Source organism: Pseudarthrobacter sp. NPDC080039, assembly GCF_040702335.1.
Classification (GTDB): domain Bacteria; phylum Actinomycetota; class Actinomycetes; order Actinomycetales; family Micrococcaceae; genus Arthrobacter; species Arthrobacter enclensis_A.
Map to the genome: position 1 here is coordinate 291,716 of NZ_JBFBKY010000004.1, position 18,035 is coordinate 309,750.

11 protein-coding genes and 2 tRNA genes are annotated in these 18,035 nt (G+C 65.9%); 4 read left to right on the plus strand and 9 right to left on the minus strand.

Going from position 1 to position 18,035, the window contains the following annotated elements:
• Positions 1-111: 111 nt before the first annotated feature.
• Complete coding sequence (locus AB0313_RS07190) at positions 112-1,764, minus strand: trypsin-like peptidase domain-containing protein (RefSeq protein WP_307306727.1); 1,653 nt, start codon at positions 1,762-1,764, stop codon at positions 112-114.
• Positions 1,765-2,047: 283 nt separating this feature from the next.
• Between AB0313_RS07190 and AB0313_RS07195 the strand changes: the two genes are divergently transcribed.
• From AB0313_RS07195 to AB0313_RS07205, 3 genes are all read left to right on the plus strand, one after another.
• Positions 2,048-4,108, plus strand: coding sequence for a TPM domain-containing protein (locus AB0313_RS07195; protein WP_366304529.1), 2,061 nt, complete (start codon positions 2,048-2,050; stop codon positions 4,106-4,108).
• 106 nt (positions 4,109-4,214) lie between these two features.
• On the plus strand, positions 4,215-5,003 hold the full coding sequence (locus tag AB0313_RS07200; RefSeq protein ID WP_307306723.1) for a PspA/IM30 family protein: 789 nt from the start codon (positions 4,215-4,217) through the stop codon (positions 5,001-5,003).
• Positions 5,004-5,093: 90 nt separating this feature from the next.
• The gene (locus tag AB0313_RS07205) at positions 5,094-6,521 is read left to right on the plus strand and encodes a deoxyribodipyrimidine photo-lyase (protein ID WP_366304531.1); all 1,428 of its coding nucleotides are present in this window, start codon (positions 5,094-5,096) and stop codon (positions 6,519-6,521) included.
• A 25-nt stretch (positions 6,522-6,546) separates the two neighbouring features.
• Here the strand turns inward: AB0313_RS07205 and AB0313_RS07210 are convergent, their stop codons facing one another.
• The 5 genes from AB0313_RS07210 to AB0313_RS07230 form a co-directional block, all read right to left on the minus strand.
• On the minus strand, positions 6,547-7,479 hold the full coding sequence (locus tag AB0313_RS07210; RefSeq protein WP_366304533.1) for a cytochrome b/b6 domain-containing protein: 933 nt from the start codon (positions 7,477-7,479) through the stop codon (positions 6,547-6,549).
• Between the two features lie 138 nt (positions 7,480-7,617).
• Positions 7,618-7,691: transfer RNA gene (locus AB0313_RS07215), tRNA-Met, on the minus strand.
• Positions 7,692-7,846: 155 nt separating this feature from the next.
• A tRNA-Met gene (locus AB0313_RS07220) sits at positions 7,847-7,920 on the minus strand.
• Positions 7,921-8,039: 119 nt separating this feature from the next.
• Complete coding sequence (locus AB0313_RS07225; protein ID WP_141942317.1) at positions 8,040-11,039, minus strand: UPF0182 family protein; 3,000 nt, start codon at positions 11,037-11,039, stop codon at positions 8,040-8,042.
• Positions 11,040-11,178: 139 nt separating this feature from the next.
• Positions 11,179-12,207: a S16 family serine protease gene (locus tag AB0313_RS07230; protein WP_141946439.1), complete on the minus strand. Its 1,029-nt coding sequence runs from the start codon at positions 12,205-12,207 to the stop codon at positions 11,179-11,181.
• A 322-nt stretch (positions 12,208-12,529) separates the two neighbouring features.
• Between AB0313_RS07230 and AB0313_RS07235 the strand changes: the two genes are divergently transcribed.
• Positions 12,530-13,966 (plus strand): zinc-dependent metalloprotease, encoded by a 1,437-nt coding sequence (locus AB0313_RS07235; RefSeq protein WP_141942319.1) that lies wholly within the window; start codon positions 12,530-12,532, stop codon positions 13,964-13,966.
• Positions 13,967-14,040: 74 nt separating this feature from the next.
• On the opposite strand, the gene AB0313_RS07240 is transcribed toward AB0313_RS07235, so the two are convergent.
• The 3 genes from AB0313_RS07240 to nudC are packed head-to-tail and all read right to left on the minus strand — an operon-like array spanning position 14,041 to position 17,898.
• Entirely contained in the window at positions 14,041-14,688 is a 648-nt protein-coding gene (locus tag AB0313_RS07240) for a YgjP-like metallopeptidase domain-containing protein (RefSeq protein WP_366304536.1), read from the minus strand.
• Positions 14,685-16,820 carry an ATP-dependent DNA helicase UvrD2 gene (locus tag AB0313_RS07245; protein WP_366304538.1) on the minus strand — a complete coding sequence of 712 codons (2,136 nt, stop codon included), beginning with the start codon at positions 16,818-16,820 and terminating at the stop codon, positions 14,685-14,687. The genes AB0313_RS07240 and AB0313_RS07245 overlap by 4 nt, the downstream gene beginning before the upstream one ends.
• Positions 16,821-16,875: 55 nt before the next feature.
• Positions 16,876-17,898, minus strand: coding sequence for an NAD(+) diphosphatase (gene nudC / locus AB0313_RS07250; protein WP_141942323.1), 1,023 nt, complete (start codon positions 17,896-17,898; stop codon positions 16,876-16,878).
• Positions 17,899-18,035: the final 137 nt, after the last annotated feature.

The window sequence follows — 18,035 nt, forward strand, 5'->3', positions numbered from 1 at the left end:
TTCCGTTAACGCCTGTGTCAGGCCCTGGTTTGGTACGGCATGACGACGGCGGCGCCCCCTGGGTGGGGGACGCCGCCGTCGTCACGCCGCTGGCGTTGTTGCTGCCCTGCGTCAGCTGGCTGCAGCACCCAGCGTGACGTCGAACGTCTGCTCGCTGCCGCCGCGCTGGACGGTGATCTTCACCTTGGAACCCGCCGGCTGTTCACGCACAGCCGCGGTCAGCTGGTTCGGTTCGCCGATGGTGAGGTCGTTGAACTTGGTGATGACGTCGCCAACCTTGATGCCGGCCTTGCCTGCCGCTGAATTGGGGTCAACGGTGGCCACGTCGGCTCCCACCGAGAATTCGGAGGACCCGCCCGCAGATGCCTTGGCCTTGACGCTGACGCCGAGCTGGCCGTGGGAGGCCTTGCCGTTGTCGATGATCTCCTGGGCCACGCGCTTGGCGTTGTTGATCGGGATGCTGAACCCGACGCCGATGTTGCCGCTCTGGGACGTGGAAGTGCCGGAGCCGGCGGACGCGATGGCAACGTTCACGCCGATGATCTCGCCCTTGCTGTTCACCAGTGCGCCGCCGGAGTTGCCGGGGTTGATCGCGGCGTCAGTCTGGATCACGTTGATGGCGATGGAACCCTCGCCCGAGTTCTGCTGGCTCTGGCCGCCGCCCGGAGGGGCGAACTGGAATCCCTGGTCGCCGCCGCCCTGGCTGTTGTCCCCGCCCTTGGGCGCTGCGGACGATGCAACGCTGATGGTCCGGTTAAGGGTGGAGACGATGCCGTCCGTTACCGTTCCGGTCAGGCCGAGCGGCGAGCCGATGGCGATGGCGGTATCGCCCACGTTGAGTTTGGAGGAGTCACCGAGCGTGGCGGGAGTGAGGCCGGAGGCGTCCTCCACCTTGATGACGGCGAGGTCGGACAGGGGGTCAGTCCCCACCAGCTTTGCGGGCACAACCTTGCCATCGTTGGTGCGTACTTCCAGCGTGGCGTTCGCGGTCTGGCCGTCGAGGGTTACCACGTGGGTGTTGGTCAGGATGTGCCCCTGGTCGTCAAGGACGATGCCTGATCCGGTGCCTCCTGAACTGCCGCTCGTGGCGCTGATGGTCACGACGCTGGGCGAGGCCTTGACGGCGGCAGCCGTGATGGCGTTGACGTCGTCCTTGTTGTTGACAATGACCGTGCCGGGCTGGCTGTTGCTGCCGATGGTTGAGGCGCTGGAACCGTTGTGTCCCGACAGTTCGGCGGCACCAACGGTAGCTACTCCTCCGCCTACGAGGCCTGCAGCGAGGATGCTGGCCACAAGGGTTCCGACGCCGAAGGTCGCCTTCCGCCGGGGGGCGTCCTTGGGATTGGGTGCCAGGCCCACGCCTCCGCCGGGGGTGCCGTGGCCGGCCCCATGCATCGGCTGGCCGGGAGCGCCCTGGCCGTCCTGGTGCTGCTGCTGGCCGTAGTAGCCCGACTGGCCGTAGAACGGCTGACGCTGGGGGTAGACGGGGCGCGGGGCGCCGGGCAGTTCCTGCGTGTGGTTGTCGTGTCCATACGGCTGGTCGAGCCGCTCTGTGTGGTTCTCCGCGCCCGGGTGGTTCTGCTGGTCCCCGGCGCTGTAGCCGCGGTCCTGACCTGTGGGGCCGGATCCGTTCCCGTACTGAGCGCCCGCCTGCCGGTCTCCAGGCTGCTGCGGGGCCTGCTGCCGGCCCTGCTCCTGCCAGGGGTCGGGGTTGCCCGCGCGGTTGTCCTCCGGGACCGGTCCTGGGGTTTGATTCTCAGTCATGGGACTTCCTTTCATCCTCGTCTGCCATTAACTATGAACCGTCCCGCTGTAACAAGCTCGGATGTTTGCTGAGAGCTTCCTGAACGCTTTGATGAAGGCCGTGGTCCCGGCAATGCGTTTCGCTGGCGGCATATTCGACCGCATGGACGGCCTGTGGGGTGCACCATAGAATCAAGATGAATTGCCACAGCGACCTGCGGCTTCACACCCAAGCGTGGGGGCGCTGCTGGATTCGACGACTGATTCGTCCCGAATCGGTGTCAGGCGTGCTGAAGGGTTGCACATGCGGTCAAAGTTCAAACGTGTCCTCGCCGTCATCGGCCTTGCCGGACTGCTGGCGGTACCCGCCGCCGCATGGGCCGAGGACCCGGTTTCCATCCCTTCCGGCACCAACATAGTTGATGACGCCAACGTCCTCGGCAGCCGGAAGGGGGAGGTCCAGGACGCCATCCAGAAGCTGTTGAAGGACCACAAGTACAACTTGTACGTGGTCACGGTGAAGTCGTTCGAGAACCCGTCTGACCCCAACTCTTGGGGAAATGCTGTCGCAACGCAGAAGAAGATGGGTAAGGCCGATGTGCTCCTGGCTATTTCCACTGCGGGGCAGTACTACTTCTCGCCGTCCTCGGCGAGTGCCATCTATTCCAAAAAGTCGAACATCACCCAGAACGCCATAGTCGCCAATCTGGCCGGCGGCAAGAAGGACTACGCCCAGGCTGCCATCGACACCGCATCAGCAGTCGGCGACGCGGCGGGCGGCGGAAGCGGCAGCGTGTCGTCCGGCGACGGTGCCGGCGCAGGCCTCCTGGTGGGCGCGGGCGTGGTGGTGGCCGGCGGCGGTGCGTACCTCTATTACCGGAACCGCCGGAAGAAGGCCGCGGGCCAAAATGCCTCCAGCGGAAGTTATGGCCCCCAGGGAGCCGAGCTGGACCCGCTCGCGTCGCTCAGCGTGGAGGAACTCCGCCGGAAGAGCGGTTCCCTGCTGATCGAGGCGGACGACGCCATCAAGTCAAGCGAGCAGGAACTTGGCTTCGCGCAGGCACAGTATGGGGATTCCGCCGTCGGGAACTTCACCAAGGCCCTCGCCGAAGCGAAGGCCCATATGACCGAGTCGTTCAAGCTGCAGCAGCAGCTGGACGACCACATCCCTGATACCGAGGAACAGCAGCGGACCTGGCTTGGTGAAATCATCCGACGCTGCGAAGCCGCCCTGGAATCACTCCAGGAGCAGAAGGCTGACTTCGACTCCCTGCGTGAGCTGGAGAAGAACGCGCCCCAGGCCCTCGCCGCGGTCAACACGGGGGCCCGGGAAGCCGACGCAAAGATCGCCAGCGCTGAACAGTCTTTGGCCGCCATGCGCTCCCAGTACGCCGACAGCGCCCTTGCCCAGGTCTCGGACAACATCGTGCAGGCCAAGGAACGCCTGGCCTTCGTGCAGAATGCGTCCGAAACCGCGCAGCAAAAGCTCACCGGAGGCGAAGGAAGCCTGGCCGCCGTCGCCGTCCGCGCCGCGGAGGAAAGCCTGCACCAGACCAACGTCCTGCTGGACGCCATCTCCAAGGTCTCCGCCAACCTCGACAAAGCCCGCAACGGCCTGGAAACGGCCGTGGTGGACACATCCCAGGACCTTGCCCAGGCAAAGGCCATGATCCAGTCCGGCACCCACGCGGAGCTGGCAGGGCCGGTTGCCGCGGTGGAGGCGGCATTGGCCCAGGTCAAGACCGAGATCCAGGGCGGGAAGATCGATCCGATCGCCACCCTGCAGCGGGTCGAAACGGCGCACCAGTCGCTGGACCAGGCACTGACCGGCATCCGCGACCAGCAGGAACAGGCCCGCCGCGCGCAGGCATCCCTGCAGCAGACGATCATGTCGGCGCAGGCCCAGATCAGCGCCACCTCCGACTACATCACCGCCCGGCGCGGCGGCGTGGGCACTGAGGCACGCACCCGGCTGGCAGAGTCCCAGCGGAACCTGGACTATGCACTGTCCATCGCACGCACCGACCCCGTCACCGCGCTCACCTATGCGCAGCAGGCCCACGCACTGGCGGCCCAGGCCGCACAGCTGGCACAGGCAGACGTTGAACACTTCGACGGCTACGCGAACCAGGGCTTCGGCCGGGGCGGCATGTTCGGCGGCGGTGGCGGCGGCGGACTGGGCGGCGCCATCCTGGGCGGCATCCTGATCAACTCCATCCTCAACGGCGGACACGGCGGCTGGGGCGGTGGCGGCGGCTGGGGTGACGGCGGAGGCGGCGGCTTCGGCGGCGGGGACGGCGGTGGTTTCGGCGGGGGAGACTTTGGCGGCGGCGATTTCGGCGGCGGAGACTCCGGCAGTTTTTAGAGCTTCCGCCCGGGACGCCGGAAGATCCCGGCGGGCGGACAGAAGCAGTACACCACTGTGCACCGGTTCCAGTGGTCAACACAGAGCAGGACGAAAGGCAAACACCATGGTTAAGCAGTCCATTTTCGGCCGGATCGCGCAGCTGGCAAAGGCGAACATCAACTCCTTGCTGGACAACGCGGAAGATCCGCAGAAGATGCTGGACCAGATGGTCCGCGACTACACCAACAACATCGCCGAAGCCGAGTCCGCCGTTGCGCAGACCATCGGCAACCTCCGGATGCTGGAAGACGACTACAACGAAGACGTCAAGAACGCCCGCGACTGGGGAAACAAGGCTCTCGCCGCTTCCCGCAAGGCTGATGAATTCCGTGCCGCCGGCGACGTTGCCGACGCCGAGAAGTTCGACAACCTGGCAAAGGTGGCATTGCAGCGCCAGATGGCCGCCGAGAGCGAAGCCAAGGGTGCAGAGCCGAGCATCGCCTCTCAGCGCGAGGTAGTGGACAAGCTGAAGAACGGCCTGGACCAGATGAAGAACAAGCTCAACCAGCTGACCAGCAAGCGCAACGAACTGGTTGCCAGGTCCAAGACTGCAGCGGCCCAGTCGCAGGTCCACGACGCCATCAAGAGCATCGACATCATGGATCCCACCAGCGAGGTGGGACGCTTCGAGGAAAAGATCCGCCGCGAGGAAGCCAAGGTCCGCGGCCAGCAGGAACTTGCCGCATCCAGCCTGGACGCGCAGTTCAACCAGCTGGAGGATCTGGGCGAGCAGACCGAAATTGAAGCCCGGCTGGCCGCCCTCAAGGCCGGAAACTCCACTCCTGCCCTAGGTGCTGCGAACACGGCCTCTTCCGAATCAACCGTTGATGAGGCGGATTTCGACAAGCTGTAAAGCGCGGCGTTCGTGTCGCCAGTAGCACACAACTATGGCCGGGACCGCAGTCCCGGCCATAGTTGTGTCCGCTGTGTGTAGCGTGGTGCCATGGCTTCTTCCGATGGAACGTCCCTGGTCTGGCTCCGTGATGATTTGCGGCTGGACGATAATCCGGCGCTGTCCGAGGCCGCCGGCCTTGGCAGGCCGCTTACGGTGGTCTACATCCTGGATGAAGAGTCCGACGGCGTCCGGCCCCTCGGTGGCGCGGCCCGGTGGTGGCTGCACCGGTCCCTCGCCTCATTGTCCGCCGAACTTGAGGACAAAGGATCGCGCCTTGTACTTCGCCGCGGCCCGGCAGGCGACATCATCCGGAAGCTCGCCAGCCAGACGAACGCCAGCCACCTCTTCTGGAACAGACGCTACGCGCAGCCCGAGCGGAGCATAGATGCCGGCATCAAGAACTGGGCCGGGGACAACGGCATCCAGGCCTCCAGTTACCAGGCGAACCTTCTGTTCGAGCCCTGGACAATCCGTACCGGGTCAGGCGGCCCCTACAAGGTCTACTCCCCATTCTGGCGCGCCTGCCTGGCGTCCCGGGAGATCCGCGATCCCTTGGAAGCGCCCGACGATCTGCCGGCGCCCGCCCCCGCCGGCCGCGGCCTGCCCGCCAGCGACACCCTCAGCAGCTGGGACCTCCTGCCCTCCTCCCCCGATTGGAGCGGCGGCCTGGCCGAAACCTGGGAGCCCGGCGAAAGAGGTGCCCAGGAGCGCCTTGAGGATTTCCTGGACGGGCCCATCGAGGAATACGGCACGGGACGGAACCTGCCGGGCACGGAAGGCACCAGCCGGCTTTCACCGCACCTGCGCTTCGGTGAGGTCAGCCCGTTTCGCGTGTGGCGGGAGATCCGCCGCCGCCACCCCCGCAAAATCCCTGCCGACGTGGGCACGTACCAGGCTGAGCTCGGCTGGCGTGAGTTCAACTGGCATCTGCTCTACCACAATCCGGAGTTGTCCGCCCGGAACTTCCGTCCCGCCTTCGACAACTTCCGCTGGGCGTCCCCCAGCCGGCAGGAGCTCGCCGCGTGGCAGCAGGGCCGGACAGGCTACCCGCTGGTGGACGCCGGGATGCGGCAGCTCTGGCAGACAGGGTGGATGCACAACCGGGTCCGGATGGCTGCCGCCTCCTTCCTGGTCAAGAACCTGCTGACCGACTGGAGGATCGGCGAGGAGTGGTTCTGGGACACGCTGGTGGACGCTGACGCCGCCAACAACCCCGCAAACTGGCAATGGGTGGCTGGATCCGGGGCAGACGCGTCACCCTATTACCGGATCTTCAACCCGGTGACGCAAAGCAGGAAGTTCGACGCCGGCGGAGCCTACCTGCGAAGGTTTATCCCGGAGATCGCGGACTTGGACAACAAAGCCATCCACGAGCCGTGGACTGCAGGCCCCGAGGGCTACCCGGAGCCGGTGGTGGACCTGCCGGCGTCGCGGGAACGCGCCCTGGACGCTTACCAGAAACTCAAGGAGGCTTAAGCGGGTTTCCTGCGCCTGTGCAGGATCAGCGGCTGACTTTGCCCATCAGCGAGGCGATGGGCCGCAGGAAGATCGGCCGCGCCAGGAACCAGGCGGCGACCATCACCACCACTGAAGCCAGGAACACCCAGAACCCGAACCAGCCGTCATCGTCCCGGACCCCGTACATGTGGTTCAGGTTCCGCAGCGCACCAGTGGCAAGCACCAGGAAGACGTGGACCACAACGAACGCCAGGAAGTAGATCATCACGGGGAAATGGACGGCGCGGGCCCGCTCGATCGGGTACGCCTTGTTCAGGGCCGCCGCCTTCTTTGGCCAGGCGGAGGACATCCGCAGGCCCGTGATGAACGCCAGCGGTGCGGCGATGAAGACGGTCACGAAGTACGCCAGCAGCTGCAGGGCGTTGTAGTTGATCCAGCCGTCCTCAGTGGGCCAATTCAGTGACGCGTACTGCAGGGCGGCCGAGAGGGCATTCGGGAAGACGTCCCAGCTGGTGGGCACAATGCGCATCCATTGCCCGGTAGCGAACAGCAGGACGGCGAAGACAAGCCCGTTCAGGATCCAGAGTGTGTCGAGTGTCAGGTGGAACCAGAGCTCGAGGGTGATCTTGGTGGGGGCGTTCCTGGTCCGGATCAGGCCTTTGTTGTTCCTGGTCCAATGGCCGCTGGGGCGTGTGGTGGTCCTGACCTGCCATCCGGTACGGATGATCAGGAGCAGGAAGAACGCATTGAGGAAATGCTGCCATGCCAGCCACGCGGGGAATCCCACCGGTGCGTTCTCCGGGAGTTCCGACCGGCCCGGAAAGTCGGTGACGAAGGAGGCCACCGCCGGAAGACCCATGAGAAGCTTGGCGATCAGTACCACCAGGACCACGGCCACGAGGACGGCAGGCACCACCCAGTAGAGCCGGGACCGCTTACCCGTCGCGGCGCCGGGCTTCTTTGTGGGTGTGGCCATGGAACAACATACCTCTCAGGAAGGACGGGGGCTGCCCACAGATTGCGGGACCCTTCGAAAGAGAATACTAGGAACTGGACCCATCCACGGAAAGGAAAGGCCCCAACCGGCATAACTGCCGGTTGGGGCCTTCATAAGTTGCGGGGACAGGATTTGAACCTGTGACCTCTGGGTTATGAGCCCAGCGAGCTACCGAACTGCTCCACCCCGCGTCGCTCGAACAACACTACCCTACTTTTACCGGCACCCCGACCACTCCCGCCGCACCGGCCGCCGGAGTTCGAGGATGGTGCTGGCCGCCGCCACGGCGGACGGCGGGGAAAACAAAAGGCCCGGACATTGTTTCCAATATCCGGGCCTTCCTCAGTTGCGGGGACAGGATTTGAACCTGTGACCTCTGGGTTATGAGCCCAGCGAGCTACCGAACTGCTCCACCCCGCGTCGCAAGAACTACTTTACCGGGAGGTGAACCGGAGGCCAAATCGGGGCGGCGTGACGTCCGTTACCCTGCCCGGCACCCGCTCCCCGAAGGGTTCGGATGCCGGGCCGCCGTCGTCGTACTACTGCCCTGCCGACGATGACGGGCTTGGCGACGGCGAGGCCGACGCAGCGGGCGCCGGGGACGCAGCGGGAGCAGTTGCCGGCAGCTTCGCCTCAGCATCCATCGCCTTCTTCAGAGCTGCAGCAACTTTCTTCTGCGCATCGCCATAAGCAGCGAAGTCCCCGGCCGCCAGCGCCGTCTGCCCTGACTGGATGGCCGCGTTTGCCTCGTCCAGGGCCGCCTTCAGCTGGGCCTTGGCATCCGCTTCCGCAGGTGTGGCAGGCGCGGGAGGGCCGGCCGGAGTCTGTCCGTTGTTGGCGGAGTCGCCCGCGGCCGCGCCGGAGTCACCGCCAAACAGTTGCTTGAGTGCGGCATCGAGGGTAGGCGCGAAGCCCACCTTGTCGCCGAAGGCCACCAGCACTCGCTGCAGCGTGGGATATGACGTCTCACCCGTCGACTTGAGGTAGACCGGCTGGACGTAGAGGATTCCGCCGCCGACGGGAAGGGTCAGCAGGTTGCCGTTGAGCACGTCTGAAGCGCCCTGCCGCAGCAGGTTAAGCGCCTGCGACACGGTGGGGTCCGAGTTGAACTTGTTCTGCGCCTGCCCGGGCCCGGGCACCTGGGTCTCCGGGGGGATCTGCAGCAGCCGCAGCTTGCCGTACCCGTCGGCCTTCACCCCCGCCTGGTTGCCGGCATCCGAATCCGCTGCGAGGAAGCCGTAGAGGACGTTGCGTGCGTTTCCGTTCACAATCTGCGGGATGAAGGAGGACGTCAGCTGGAAGGCCGGCTTCTCCTGGTCCGGCATCTGCAGCGACATGTAGAACGGCGGCTGCTTCACGTCCGTGTCCACCGTGGGATCGGCAGGGGTGCTCCACGCGTCGTTGTTCTTGTAGAAGCTGATGGGGTCCGTCACGTGGTACTGCCCCAGCAGTTCGCGCTGGACCTTGAACAGGTCCTCCGGGTAGCGGACGTGGCTCATGACCGCACCGGACATCTCCGAGTACGGCTTCAGGGAGGACGGGAAGACCTTCTGCCAGGCCTTCAGTACCGGGTCCGTGTCGTCCCAGGCGTAAAGGGTGACCGAGCCGTCATAGGCGTCCACGGTGGCTTTGACCGAGTTCCGGATGTAGTTCACGGTGCTGTTGGGGAGTGCCACGGCGCGGCCGGAACTGGTCTGCGAATCGGCGGTGGCATCGGACAGCGACTTCTGCTGCGAGTACGGGTAGTACTGGCTGGTGGTGTAGCCGTCCACGATCCATTTGACCCGGCCATCCACCAACGCCGGGTAGGCGCCGCCGTCAACGGTGAGGTAGGGAGCCACCTTCTGGACACGCTCGCGGGGACTGCGGTCATACAGGATCTGGGAGTCCTGGTTCACGCCGTCCGAAAGCAGCAGGTCGGAGGACTGGAACTTGATGGCGTAGAGGATCTTGTTGAAGAAGGAGCCGACGTTCGGGCCGCCGTTCCCCTTGAAGGTGTACTGCGTCTCGCCCTCTCCTTCCTTGCCGGAGGGCCGGTCCTGCTCACGCGGGGTGGCGCCATCGGGTGCACCGACGATCGAGTATTCGGGCGAGGATTCACCAAAGTAGATCCGTGGCTCGTAGGTGGTGTCGTTCCCCAGGACGCCTGTGGACGGGATGCCTGACTGCAGGAAATCCGGCTTTCCGTCCACGGTGAACTTGTTGCCCTTGGCCGCGACGACGCCGTAGCCGTGTGTGTAAACCACATGCTGGTTCAGCCAGCCCTGCTGGTTGGTTGCCACGTTGGTGGGGTTGAGTTCGCGCACGGCGATCACGGTGTCCTGGACCTTGCCGTCCACCTCGTAGCGGTCCACATTGAGGGCCTTGGGGAACTGGTAGTACGGACGGTACTGTTCCAGCTGCGCGAAGGCGTCGGAGATCAGGTTGGGGTCCAGGAGCCGAATGTTGGCCGTGGTCTGGGCGTCGGGCGCCAGCGCGCCGGTGTTCGCCGTGTTGGTTGCGTCGTAGCGGGTTTCCTGGACGCCGTCCAGGCCGTAGGCCTTGCGGGTGTTGTCGATGTTGCGCTGGATGTAGTCCCGTTCCAGGGTCTGCTCGGAGGGACGGACCTGGAACTGCTGGATAACCCATGGATAGACACCGCCGGCCAGGATGGAGGTGATGATCAGCATGGCGGTGCCGATCACCGGCAGGCGCCACCGGCCGATCACGGCGGCCACGATGAACAGGATGGCCACCAGTACGGCAGCCACGGCGAGGATCGCCTTGGTGGGAATCACGGCGTTGACGTCCGTGTAAAGTGCGCCGGCCCACCGGCCGCCGTTGCTCTGAACCGACGAGTAGCGGTCCAGCCAGAAGTTGATGCCCAGCAGCACCAGGAAGGCCGCGCCTGTGACCGCGATGTGGATCTGCGCGGCGCGGCTGGTGAAGACACCCCGCTCCATGAGCCGGATGCTGCCATACAGGTAATGCGTGAGGATGCCTGCGATGCCCGCGATCACCACCACGCTGATGAGGAAGCCGGTCACGAAGCCCAGGAACGGCAGGGTCATCAGGTAGAAACTGATGTCCATGTTGAACTGCGGATCGGTTTGTCCGAAGCCAACCTGGTTGAAGAAAAGCAGGACCTTCTGCCACTGGCTGGCGGCAGCGCTGCCCGCGAACAACCCAAACAGGACGGGCAGGCCCACCATGACGATCCGGCGGACCGGCTCCAGCTGTGCCTGATACCGGTTGAGGTTGTCCCGGACCTCGGAGTCCGGAGCGTAGACCGGCCTGGCGTTGTAGGCAATCCGGATGGAGAAGAAGACCGCCGCGAACATGATGGCGAAGCCGGCGGCGAATGTTGTGATCTTGGCGAGGTTCTCGGTGACGAAGACCTGGATAAAGCCCAGCTGCTGGTACCAGAGGACGTCGGTCCACACATTTGCGAAGAAGATGAAGCCCACCACCACCAGGGCGACAACGATCAGGGTGGGCGTCAGGGCGCCCCGACGCGATGGGGGCCTGCCTGTGGACGTGGTGCTGGCGGGACGGGACAAACTGGGTACCTCATAGCTGGTCGTCGAAAATCGAAGCGTGCGAGCGACGTACGGTACCGGTCCAACGGCTGGTTTCGTCCGTCATCTGTGCCACGAGTGGCGGTAGAGCTTAGTTCCTGTGAGTCTAGTTGCGCCCAGTCTATTTGCTGGTGCAGGCCGGGAGTGCCGATGTGTCCTGCCCACTTCCGGCCACCTCCACGGCGTGGCGGGCCTCCGAAAGGGTCTCCACCCTGACCACCTGAAGGCCGGCGGGAATGTGGCCGGCTACCTCATCGCAGTTGCCGGCCGGTGCCAGGAAAAGGGTCGCGCCGGACGAGCGCGCCCCCCGCATCTTTTGGTCGATGCCGCCGATCGGACCCACGGAACCGTCCGGTGAGATGGTGCCTGTACCGGCGATGTGCTTTCCGCCCGTGAGGTCCCCCGGCGTCACCGTATCGATGATGCCAAGCGAGAACATCAGCCCCGCACTGGGGCCGCCCACCTTGTCCAGTGAGATCTGCACCTGGAAGGGGAAAGTGAACAGGTACTTGAGCATGACGCCCAGGATGTAACGTCCCTGGCCGTTATCCTTCGGCGTAACCTCCACGGTGACGGGCTGACCTGCCCGCTCCACCGTGACTGCGACAGGAGCGCCCTTACCGGCGGCGAGTTCATCCTGCACCACAGACAGCGCCGTGATGTCCTTGCCGTTGATGGTCTTGAGGATGTCCCCTTGCTGGATTTTCCCTTCGGATGCCGACCCCTTCGACAGGCCTGCGGCCTGGAGCTGCTGGCCGAAAGGGATCTTCAGTTCGTTGAGCGCGGACGCCACGGCGTTCTCCTGGGACGTGGCCATGGCAACGGCGCTCTGTTCCTGGGCCTCTTCCTTGGTGGTCCCCGTCGGGTAAATCAGTTCCACCGGGTAGACGGCCTTGGAGCTGTCCAGCCATGCAGAGAAAGCGTTGAGGATACTGACGGAACCGGTGGGACCGCCATCGACGTACACGGTGGTGAGGTCCAGGCTCCCCGCAGCGGGATAGGTTTCGTGGCCGCTGACATTGATGACCGGGTGTCCCTGGCTCTGCCCCAGCGTGTTGTAGGTGGGCCCGGGTGACTCGATGACGTAGGGCACGGGAACTGTGGCTACGGCAATTCCCAGCCCCAGCGCCGCCAGCCCTGCAACCATCATGGTGGAGAGCCGCTTCCGGGGGCGGCCGGCGTCGTCCGTGCCTGCGCTGCCATCCGCGGCCGGCGCTGCGGTGCTTCCACCCGGCCTTTCGGGCGGACCGCCGGCGCCCAAGGGCGCGGGGCTGGAGAACGGGGAAACGTCGGGAACGTGGTCCTCTGAGGAATGGCCGCCACGGGTTGTAGTCACCCCACCAACAGTACGCGGTAGGGGCGCGCCGGGACGCTTTGCCTAGAGCGAACGACGGCGGCGGACGGCAGACAGCCGACCCCCACCGGGGTACCGTGAAGGTTGATCAACAGTCACACCATCGATCGGCGGGACCATGACTTCCAACCCACTTAATCCGTCCAACGGCGACGACAATCCCAAGGATCCGTTGGCCGAAATGCTGCAGAACCTGATGGGCGGCAAGGGGATGGAGAACTTCGACCCCAGCGAACTCGCCAAGGCCGCTGGCCTGCCCGATGACCCCAACCTGTTGGCCCAGATGTTCTCGCAGGTGCAGGCGATGATGAGCGCACCCTCCGAGGGCCCCGTCAACTGGACCCTTGCCCACGACAATGCCCGGCGCGTGGCCGCCGGCAGTTCCGACCCATCGGTCACGGCCCAGCAGTCCCGCGATGTTGACGAGGCGCTCCGCCTCGCCGAACTGTGGCTGGACCCGGTTACCGACCTGCCCGCCACCGGCCTGATCGGCAAGGCCTGGTCCCGCGCAGAGTGGGTGGAGGCCACCCTTGGCACCTGGAAGCGCCTGACCGAACCCGTGGCCAACAGCATCGCCAACGCCCTGTCGGCCGCCATGACGGAGCAGATGCCCGAGGAAATGAAGTCCATGATGGGCGGGGCCTCCTCCATGCTGCAGAACATGGGCGGTGCCATCTTCGGCATGCAGCTGGGGCAGGCCATTGGGGCGCTGTCCAAAGACGTGGTGAGCTCCACCGATATCGGTGTCCCGCTCGTTGACCTTGAGATGGCACTGCTGCCCGCGAACGTTGCCGCCTTCGGCGAGGGCCTGTCCCTGCCCGAGAACGACATCCGGCTGTTCCTCGCCGTGCGCGAAGCCGCCCACTCCCGGCTCTTCGTCCAGGTCCCCTGGCTGCGGGGACACCTGTTGGGCGCCATTGAGGCCTACGCCCGCGGCATCCACATCGACACTTCACGCATCGAGGAACTGGCCCGGGACCTGGATCCCAGCAACCCGGAAGGCATCCAGGAGGCCCTGTCACAGGGCGTCTTCATGCCGCAGCGCACCCCCGCCCAGGAACAGGCGCTGGAGAAGCTCGAGACTGCCCTGGCCCTGGTTGAGGGCTGGGTGGACGAGCTCACCGCGGCTGCGACGGAGAAGGTTCTGCCCTCTGCCGGAGCGTTGCGCGAAACGGTGCGGCGCCGCCGGGCCACCGGAGGACCGGCAGAGCACGCGTTCGCGTCCCTGGTGGGTCTGGAACTGCGGCCGCGCCGGCTCCGCGACGCAGCCACCCTGTGGGCCACGCTGAAGGAAGAACGCGGCATCGAAGGCCGCGACGCGATCTGGCACCACCCCGACCTGCTGCCCACTGCCGAGGACCTGGACGATCCGAAAGGCTTCAGCTCACGCCGGAAGCTTGCGGAGGCGAGCGACACCGAGGTGGATGACGCACTCCAGAAGCTGCTCAGCGGCGGCTTCGACACCATGCCCCTGGACGACGACGGGGACGCCGGCGGCCAGGGCGAAACCGGCGGCACGCACGACGACGGCGGAACGGACCAGCCCAAAGGCTGACACTTTTTCGGCGGCCCGGTCTTCCTGGGCCGCCGAAGTGCTCAAGGCGGGTGTTCATCCGGGGTGGACCCGGGCTAGTCGATGTCTCCCGGCCAGTCGCCTGGCAACTCCCCCGTGCCCGCCGGGCTGGCCGTCGCATCTCCGTTGTGGAGTCCCCGGGACGTGGCGAACGAGACCCCCTCAAGGAACGCTTTGGCCCGATGGGTTTCCGGATAAGCTTCCAGCAGCTTCCAGAAGGCCGCATTGTGGGACGCCACCAGGAGGTGGGCCAGTTCGTGCAGAAGGACGTAGTCGATGACCCACTGCGGCATGGGCCGCAGCTTGTCCGAGAGGCGGATGGTCCCTTCGGCCGGGGTAGCGGAACCCCACCGGGAGTTCTGGTTGCTGACCCACCGGACAGACGCAGGAGTTGACCGGCCCCCAAGGTACTTTGCGGACAACTGCGCGGCGTGGGCCGCCAGGGCCTCATCGGTGGCAGGACGGCGCCGCCCGGCTGCAGCCTTCCGCTCCCCCTGTCGGTGCAGCTTGGCCAGCATGCGGTGGACCCACTCCCGCTCCTGGGCAGCAGTGAACCGGGCCGGAATGGCAACGACCGCCGTCCCGTCTTCCCAGAACGCCGCAACTGTCCGGGTGCGCCGGGCCGAACGCCGCACTTCCACGGGAGAACCGTCGGGCGTGGTCAGGCCCCCGGCAACCCTCCGGGGACCGGTGCCCGGCCTCACAGCACGGAACTTTCCGTAAGGACCCGGAGGACGTCCTCGCCGTACCTCTCAAGTTTGGACGGCCCGACGCCGGCCAGGGCCGCAAGCTCTTCCAGCGACGCCGGCCTGGCCTCGGCAATGGCAGTGAGAGTGGCGTCGGTGAAGACCACGAACGCGGGCACGTCGGCGGTCTGGGCCACTTCACGGCGCCAATTCCGTAGCGCATCGAAGGTTTGTTCCTCGTAGGTGGGCGGGCACGCATTGCAGCGGCCCACCTTGCGTTCGGCACCGGTGGCCAGCATGCTGCCGCAGACCCGGCACACCGCAGGCGCGGCTGCCTTTCGGCGCGGAGCTGGTGCCTTTCCGCGTGCGCTTGAGCTGGCGACCGAGTCAGGCCGCAACCCGTCCAGGAACCGGGACGGCTTGCGGTTGGCGCGGCCTCCGGGAGTCCGCGCGGTACTCCACGAGAGCGACAGGTGTTCGCGGGCACGGGTGACGCCGACGTAGAGCAGGCGTCGTTCCTCATCCACCGATTCAGGCGAATCGGCGAACGAGATGGGCATCAGTCCTTCGCTGAGCCCCACAAGGAAGACGGCGTCCCATTCCAGGCCCTTGGCGGCATGGAGGGATGCAAGCGTCACGCCCTGCACCGTGGGGGCGTGCTGGGCGAGGGAACGCTCCTGCAGTTCATTGACGAAATCGACGAGGCCGAACTGCGGGCCACGGTTCTGCGCGAGCTCGTCGGCGAGGGCCACCAGCGCCGCGAGGGACTCCCAGCGTTCGCGCAGGGCACCGCCACTGTGCGGAGCGGAATCGGTATAGCCGAGTGAGGAGACAATATCCCGGACCAGTTGGCCGAGCGGTTCCGGCGTATCAGCCTCCGAGACAGCCCTGGTGGCCGCGCGCAGCTGGAGGATGGCGTCCCGGACCTCCTTGCGGGCAAAGAAGCGTTCGCCGCCGCGCAGCTGGTAGCCGATGCCCGCCGCCGCCAAGGCCTGCTCGTAGGCCTCGGACTGGCCGTTGGTGCGGAAAAGGATTGCTATCTCGCTGGCGGGGGTGCCGGCGTCGAGCAGTGCCTTGATCTTCTGTGCCACGGTGGCGGCTTCGGCTTCGTCATCAGTGCACTCGGTGAACTGGGGCGCTGGCCCGGCGGGGCGCTGCGCAACGAGCTGCAGGGGCGCCGCCCAGGCTGCATCCGCCAGGGGTCCGCCGCTGCGGCGGGCGGCCAGCAGGTCATTGGCGAGCTTCACCACCTGCGGGGTGGAACGGTAATCCCTGATGAGCTTGACGACGTTCGCCTGGGGGTAGCGGGCCTTGAAGTCCAGGAGGTGCCTGGGTGACGCACCAGTGAAGGAGTAGATGGTCTGGCTGGCGTCACCCACCACGCAGAGTTCGTCGCGTCCGCCCAGCCAAAGCTCCAGGAGCCGTTGCTGCAGCGGGGACACGTCCTGGTATTCGTCCACTACGAAATGCCGGTACTGCTCACGGACGGTGGCAGCCACCTTCTCGTCCTCCTGCAGGATCCCCACAGTGATCAGCAGGACGTCCTCAAAGTCGATCACGTTGCGGTCCGTCTTGACGTCCTCGTAGGACTGGAAGACGCGGGCAACCGCAGTGAGGTCGAACCCGCCGGGCGCTCCCCTCCCCTGGGCGTTCTCGAGGTAGTTGGCGGGGGTCAGCATGGACACCTTGGCCCACTCAATCTCCGAGGCAAGGTCGCGGATGGACGCCCGGTCGGTGCTGAGCCGAAGCCGCCGGGCAGCCTCTGCAAGCAGCTGCGCTTTGTGGTCAAGGAGGTTGGGCAACGTTCCGCCCACAGCCTGCGGCCAGAAGAACTGCAGCTGGCGAAGGGCGGCGGCGTGGAAGGTCCGGGCCTGCACGTTTCCCGCCCCGAGGTCCCGCAGCCGGCTGCGCATCTCAGCCGCAGCGCGGGCAGTAAATGTCACCGCCAACAGTCGTTGCGGGGTGTAGACCCCCGAGTGCACGCCGTAGGCGATGCGGTGGGTAATGGCACGGGTCTTCCCGGTTCCGGCGCCCGCCAGCACGCACAGGGGGCCGTTCAGTGTGCTGGCCACCTCGCGCTGTTCTGCGTCCAGCCCCCCGAGGATCCGGTCCTCAAGGGAGCCTGCTCCGTCAAAATTCTCTGTAGTCACTTCTGCTGCTTTGTTTCCCGACTACCGCATGCTGGAGTCTTGTGGATGGAATAACCTAGGCGCCGGCCAGGTCCTGGATGCGGCCGCCATACCAGTGCTCAATCAGTGAACGGGCGATGGAGAGCCTGCTGGAGATGGTGATCTCCCCGCTGAGCACCGCTGCCTGGAGTTCCGTACGGCTGAACCAGCGGGCCCTGGTGACCTCGACGCCATCGGGCGTTGCCTGGGTGTCTTCGGTGACGGCGGTGAATCCAAGCATAAGGGAGGCCGGGAACGGCCATGACTGGGAGCCCAGGTACTGGCATGCTGTGACGCGGACTCCCACCTCCTCCTGGATCTCGCGGACGACCGCTTCTTCGAGCGACTCGCCGGGCTCGACGAATCCGGCCAGGGTGGAGTAGTTTTTCGCGTCCACGGGACCCCCGCCCCCGAGGAGGAGCCGGTCATCCGGGCCGACCACGGTGACAATAATGGCCGGGTCAGTGCGCGGGAAGTGTTCGGACTTGTCCGAAGGGCACCGCCGCACCCAGCCGCCGGATTCCACCCGTGTGGGCGCACCGCAGCGCGGGCAGTGCGTGTGGGCTGCGTGCCAGTTGGCGATGGCGCTGGACTCCACGAACAGGGCAGTCGAAGTGGCGGTCAGGCCTGCTGCGGCCTCGCGGAACCCGGCCCAGACCGCGTCCGCGGGAATCCCTGCTGTACCTGGCTCCGGGGCTTCCGGCAGGACGAAAAGCAGCAGCTCGGTTCCGGCCGGAAGGTCCGCCGCCGGCAAAGCCGATCCCAGGTACACGACGAGTTCCGGCGCGCATCCTGCTTCCTCCAGCCCGGCCAGGAGGTCCTTGGCCCCGCTGAGGACCATAGTGCTTCCCTGCACCAGCCCCCGCCGTCCGGAGAGGACCGCGGCCACGGCATCCGGGTCTGCCAGGAGTTCATCGATCATGCCGGGCCTCCCGCGCACTGCAGATCCTCGGTCCACCAGGGCGGGCCTTACCGGGAGGAGGGTGTCCACCAGATGGTTTGCCGGCAGCCGTGCCGGTACAGCATGGTTTACGGATGCTACGGACTCGGCATAACTCATGGTTCCACCGTACTGACTGCCGCCGACATTTCACATTTTCCCGATCCGGTCCGTCTGGGGCCCGCAGCCGTATTTGCAGCTATCTGAAGACTCGCCGCAACCGGACCGCTCTTCGGGACGGCAGGCAATCTACCGTG

Coding starts and splice junctions, on each gene's coding strand:
- nudC (WP_141942323.1), bottom strand. CDS start 17,898: ATGAGTTATGCCGAGTCCGTAGCATCCGTAAACCATGCTGTACCGGCA.
- AB0313_RS07200 (WP_307306723.1), top strand. CDS start 4,215: ATGGTTAAGCAGTCCATTTTCGGCCGGATCGCGCAGCTGGCAAAGGCG.
- AB0313_RS07235 (WP_141942319.1), top strand. CDS start 12,530: ATGACTTCCAACCCACTTAATCCGTCCAACGGCGACGACAATCCCAAG.
- AB0313_RS07230 (WP_141946439.1), bottom strand. CDS start 12,207: ATGATGGTTGCAGGGCTGGCGGCGCTGGGGCTGGGAATTGCCGTAGCC.
- AB0313_RS07190 (WP_307306727.1), bottom strand. CDS start 1,764: ATGACTGAGAATCAAACCCCAGGACCGGTCCCGGAGGACAACCGCGCG.
- AB0313_RS07205 (WP_366304531.1), top strand. CDS start 5,094: ATGGCTTCTTCCGATGGAACGTCCCTGGTCTGGCTCCGTGATGATTTG.
- AB0313_RS07195 (WP_366304529.1), top strand. CDS start 2,048: ATGCGGTCAAAGTTCAAACGTGTCCTCGCCGTCATCGGCCTTGCCGGA.
- AB0313_RS07210 (WP_366304533.1), bottom strand. CDS start 7,479: ATGGCCACACCCACAAAGAAGCCCGGCGCCGCGACGGGTAAGCGGTCC.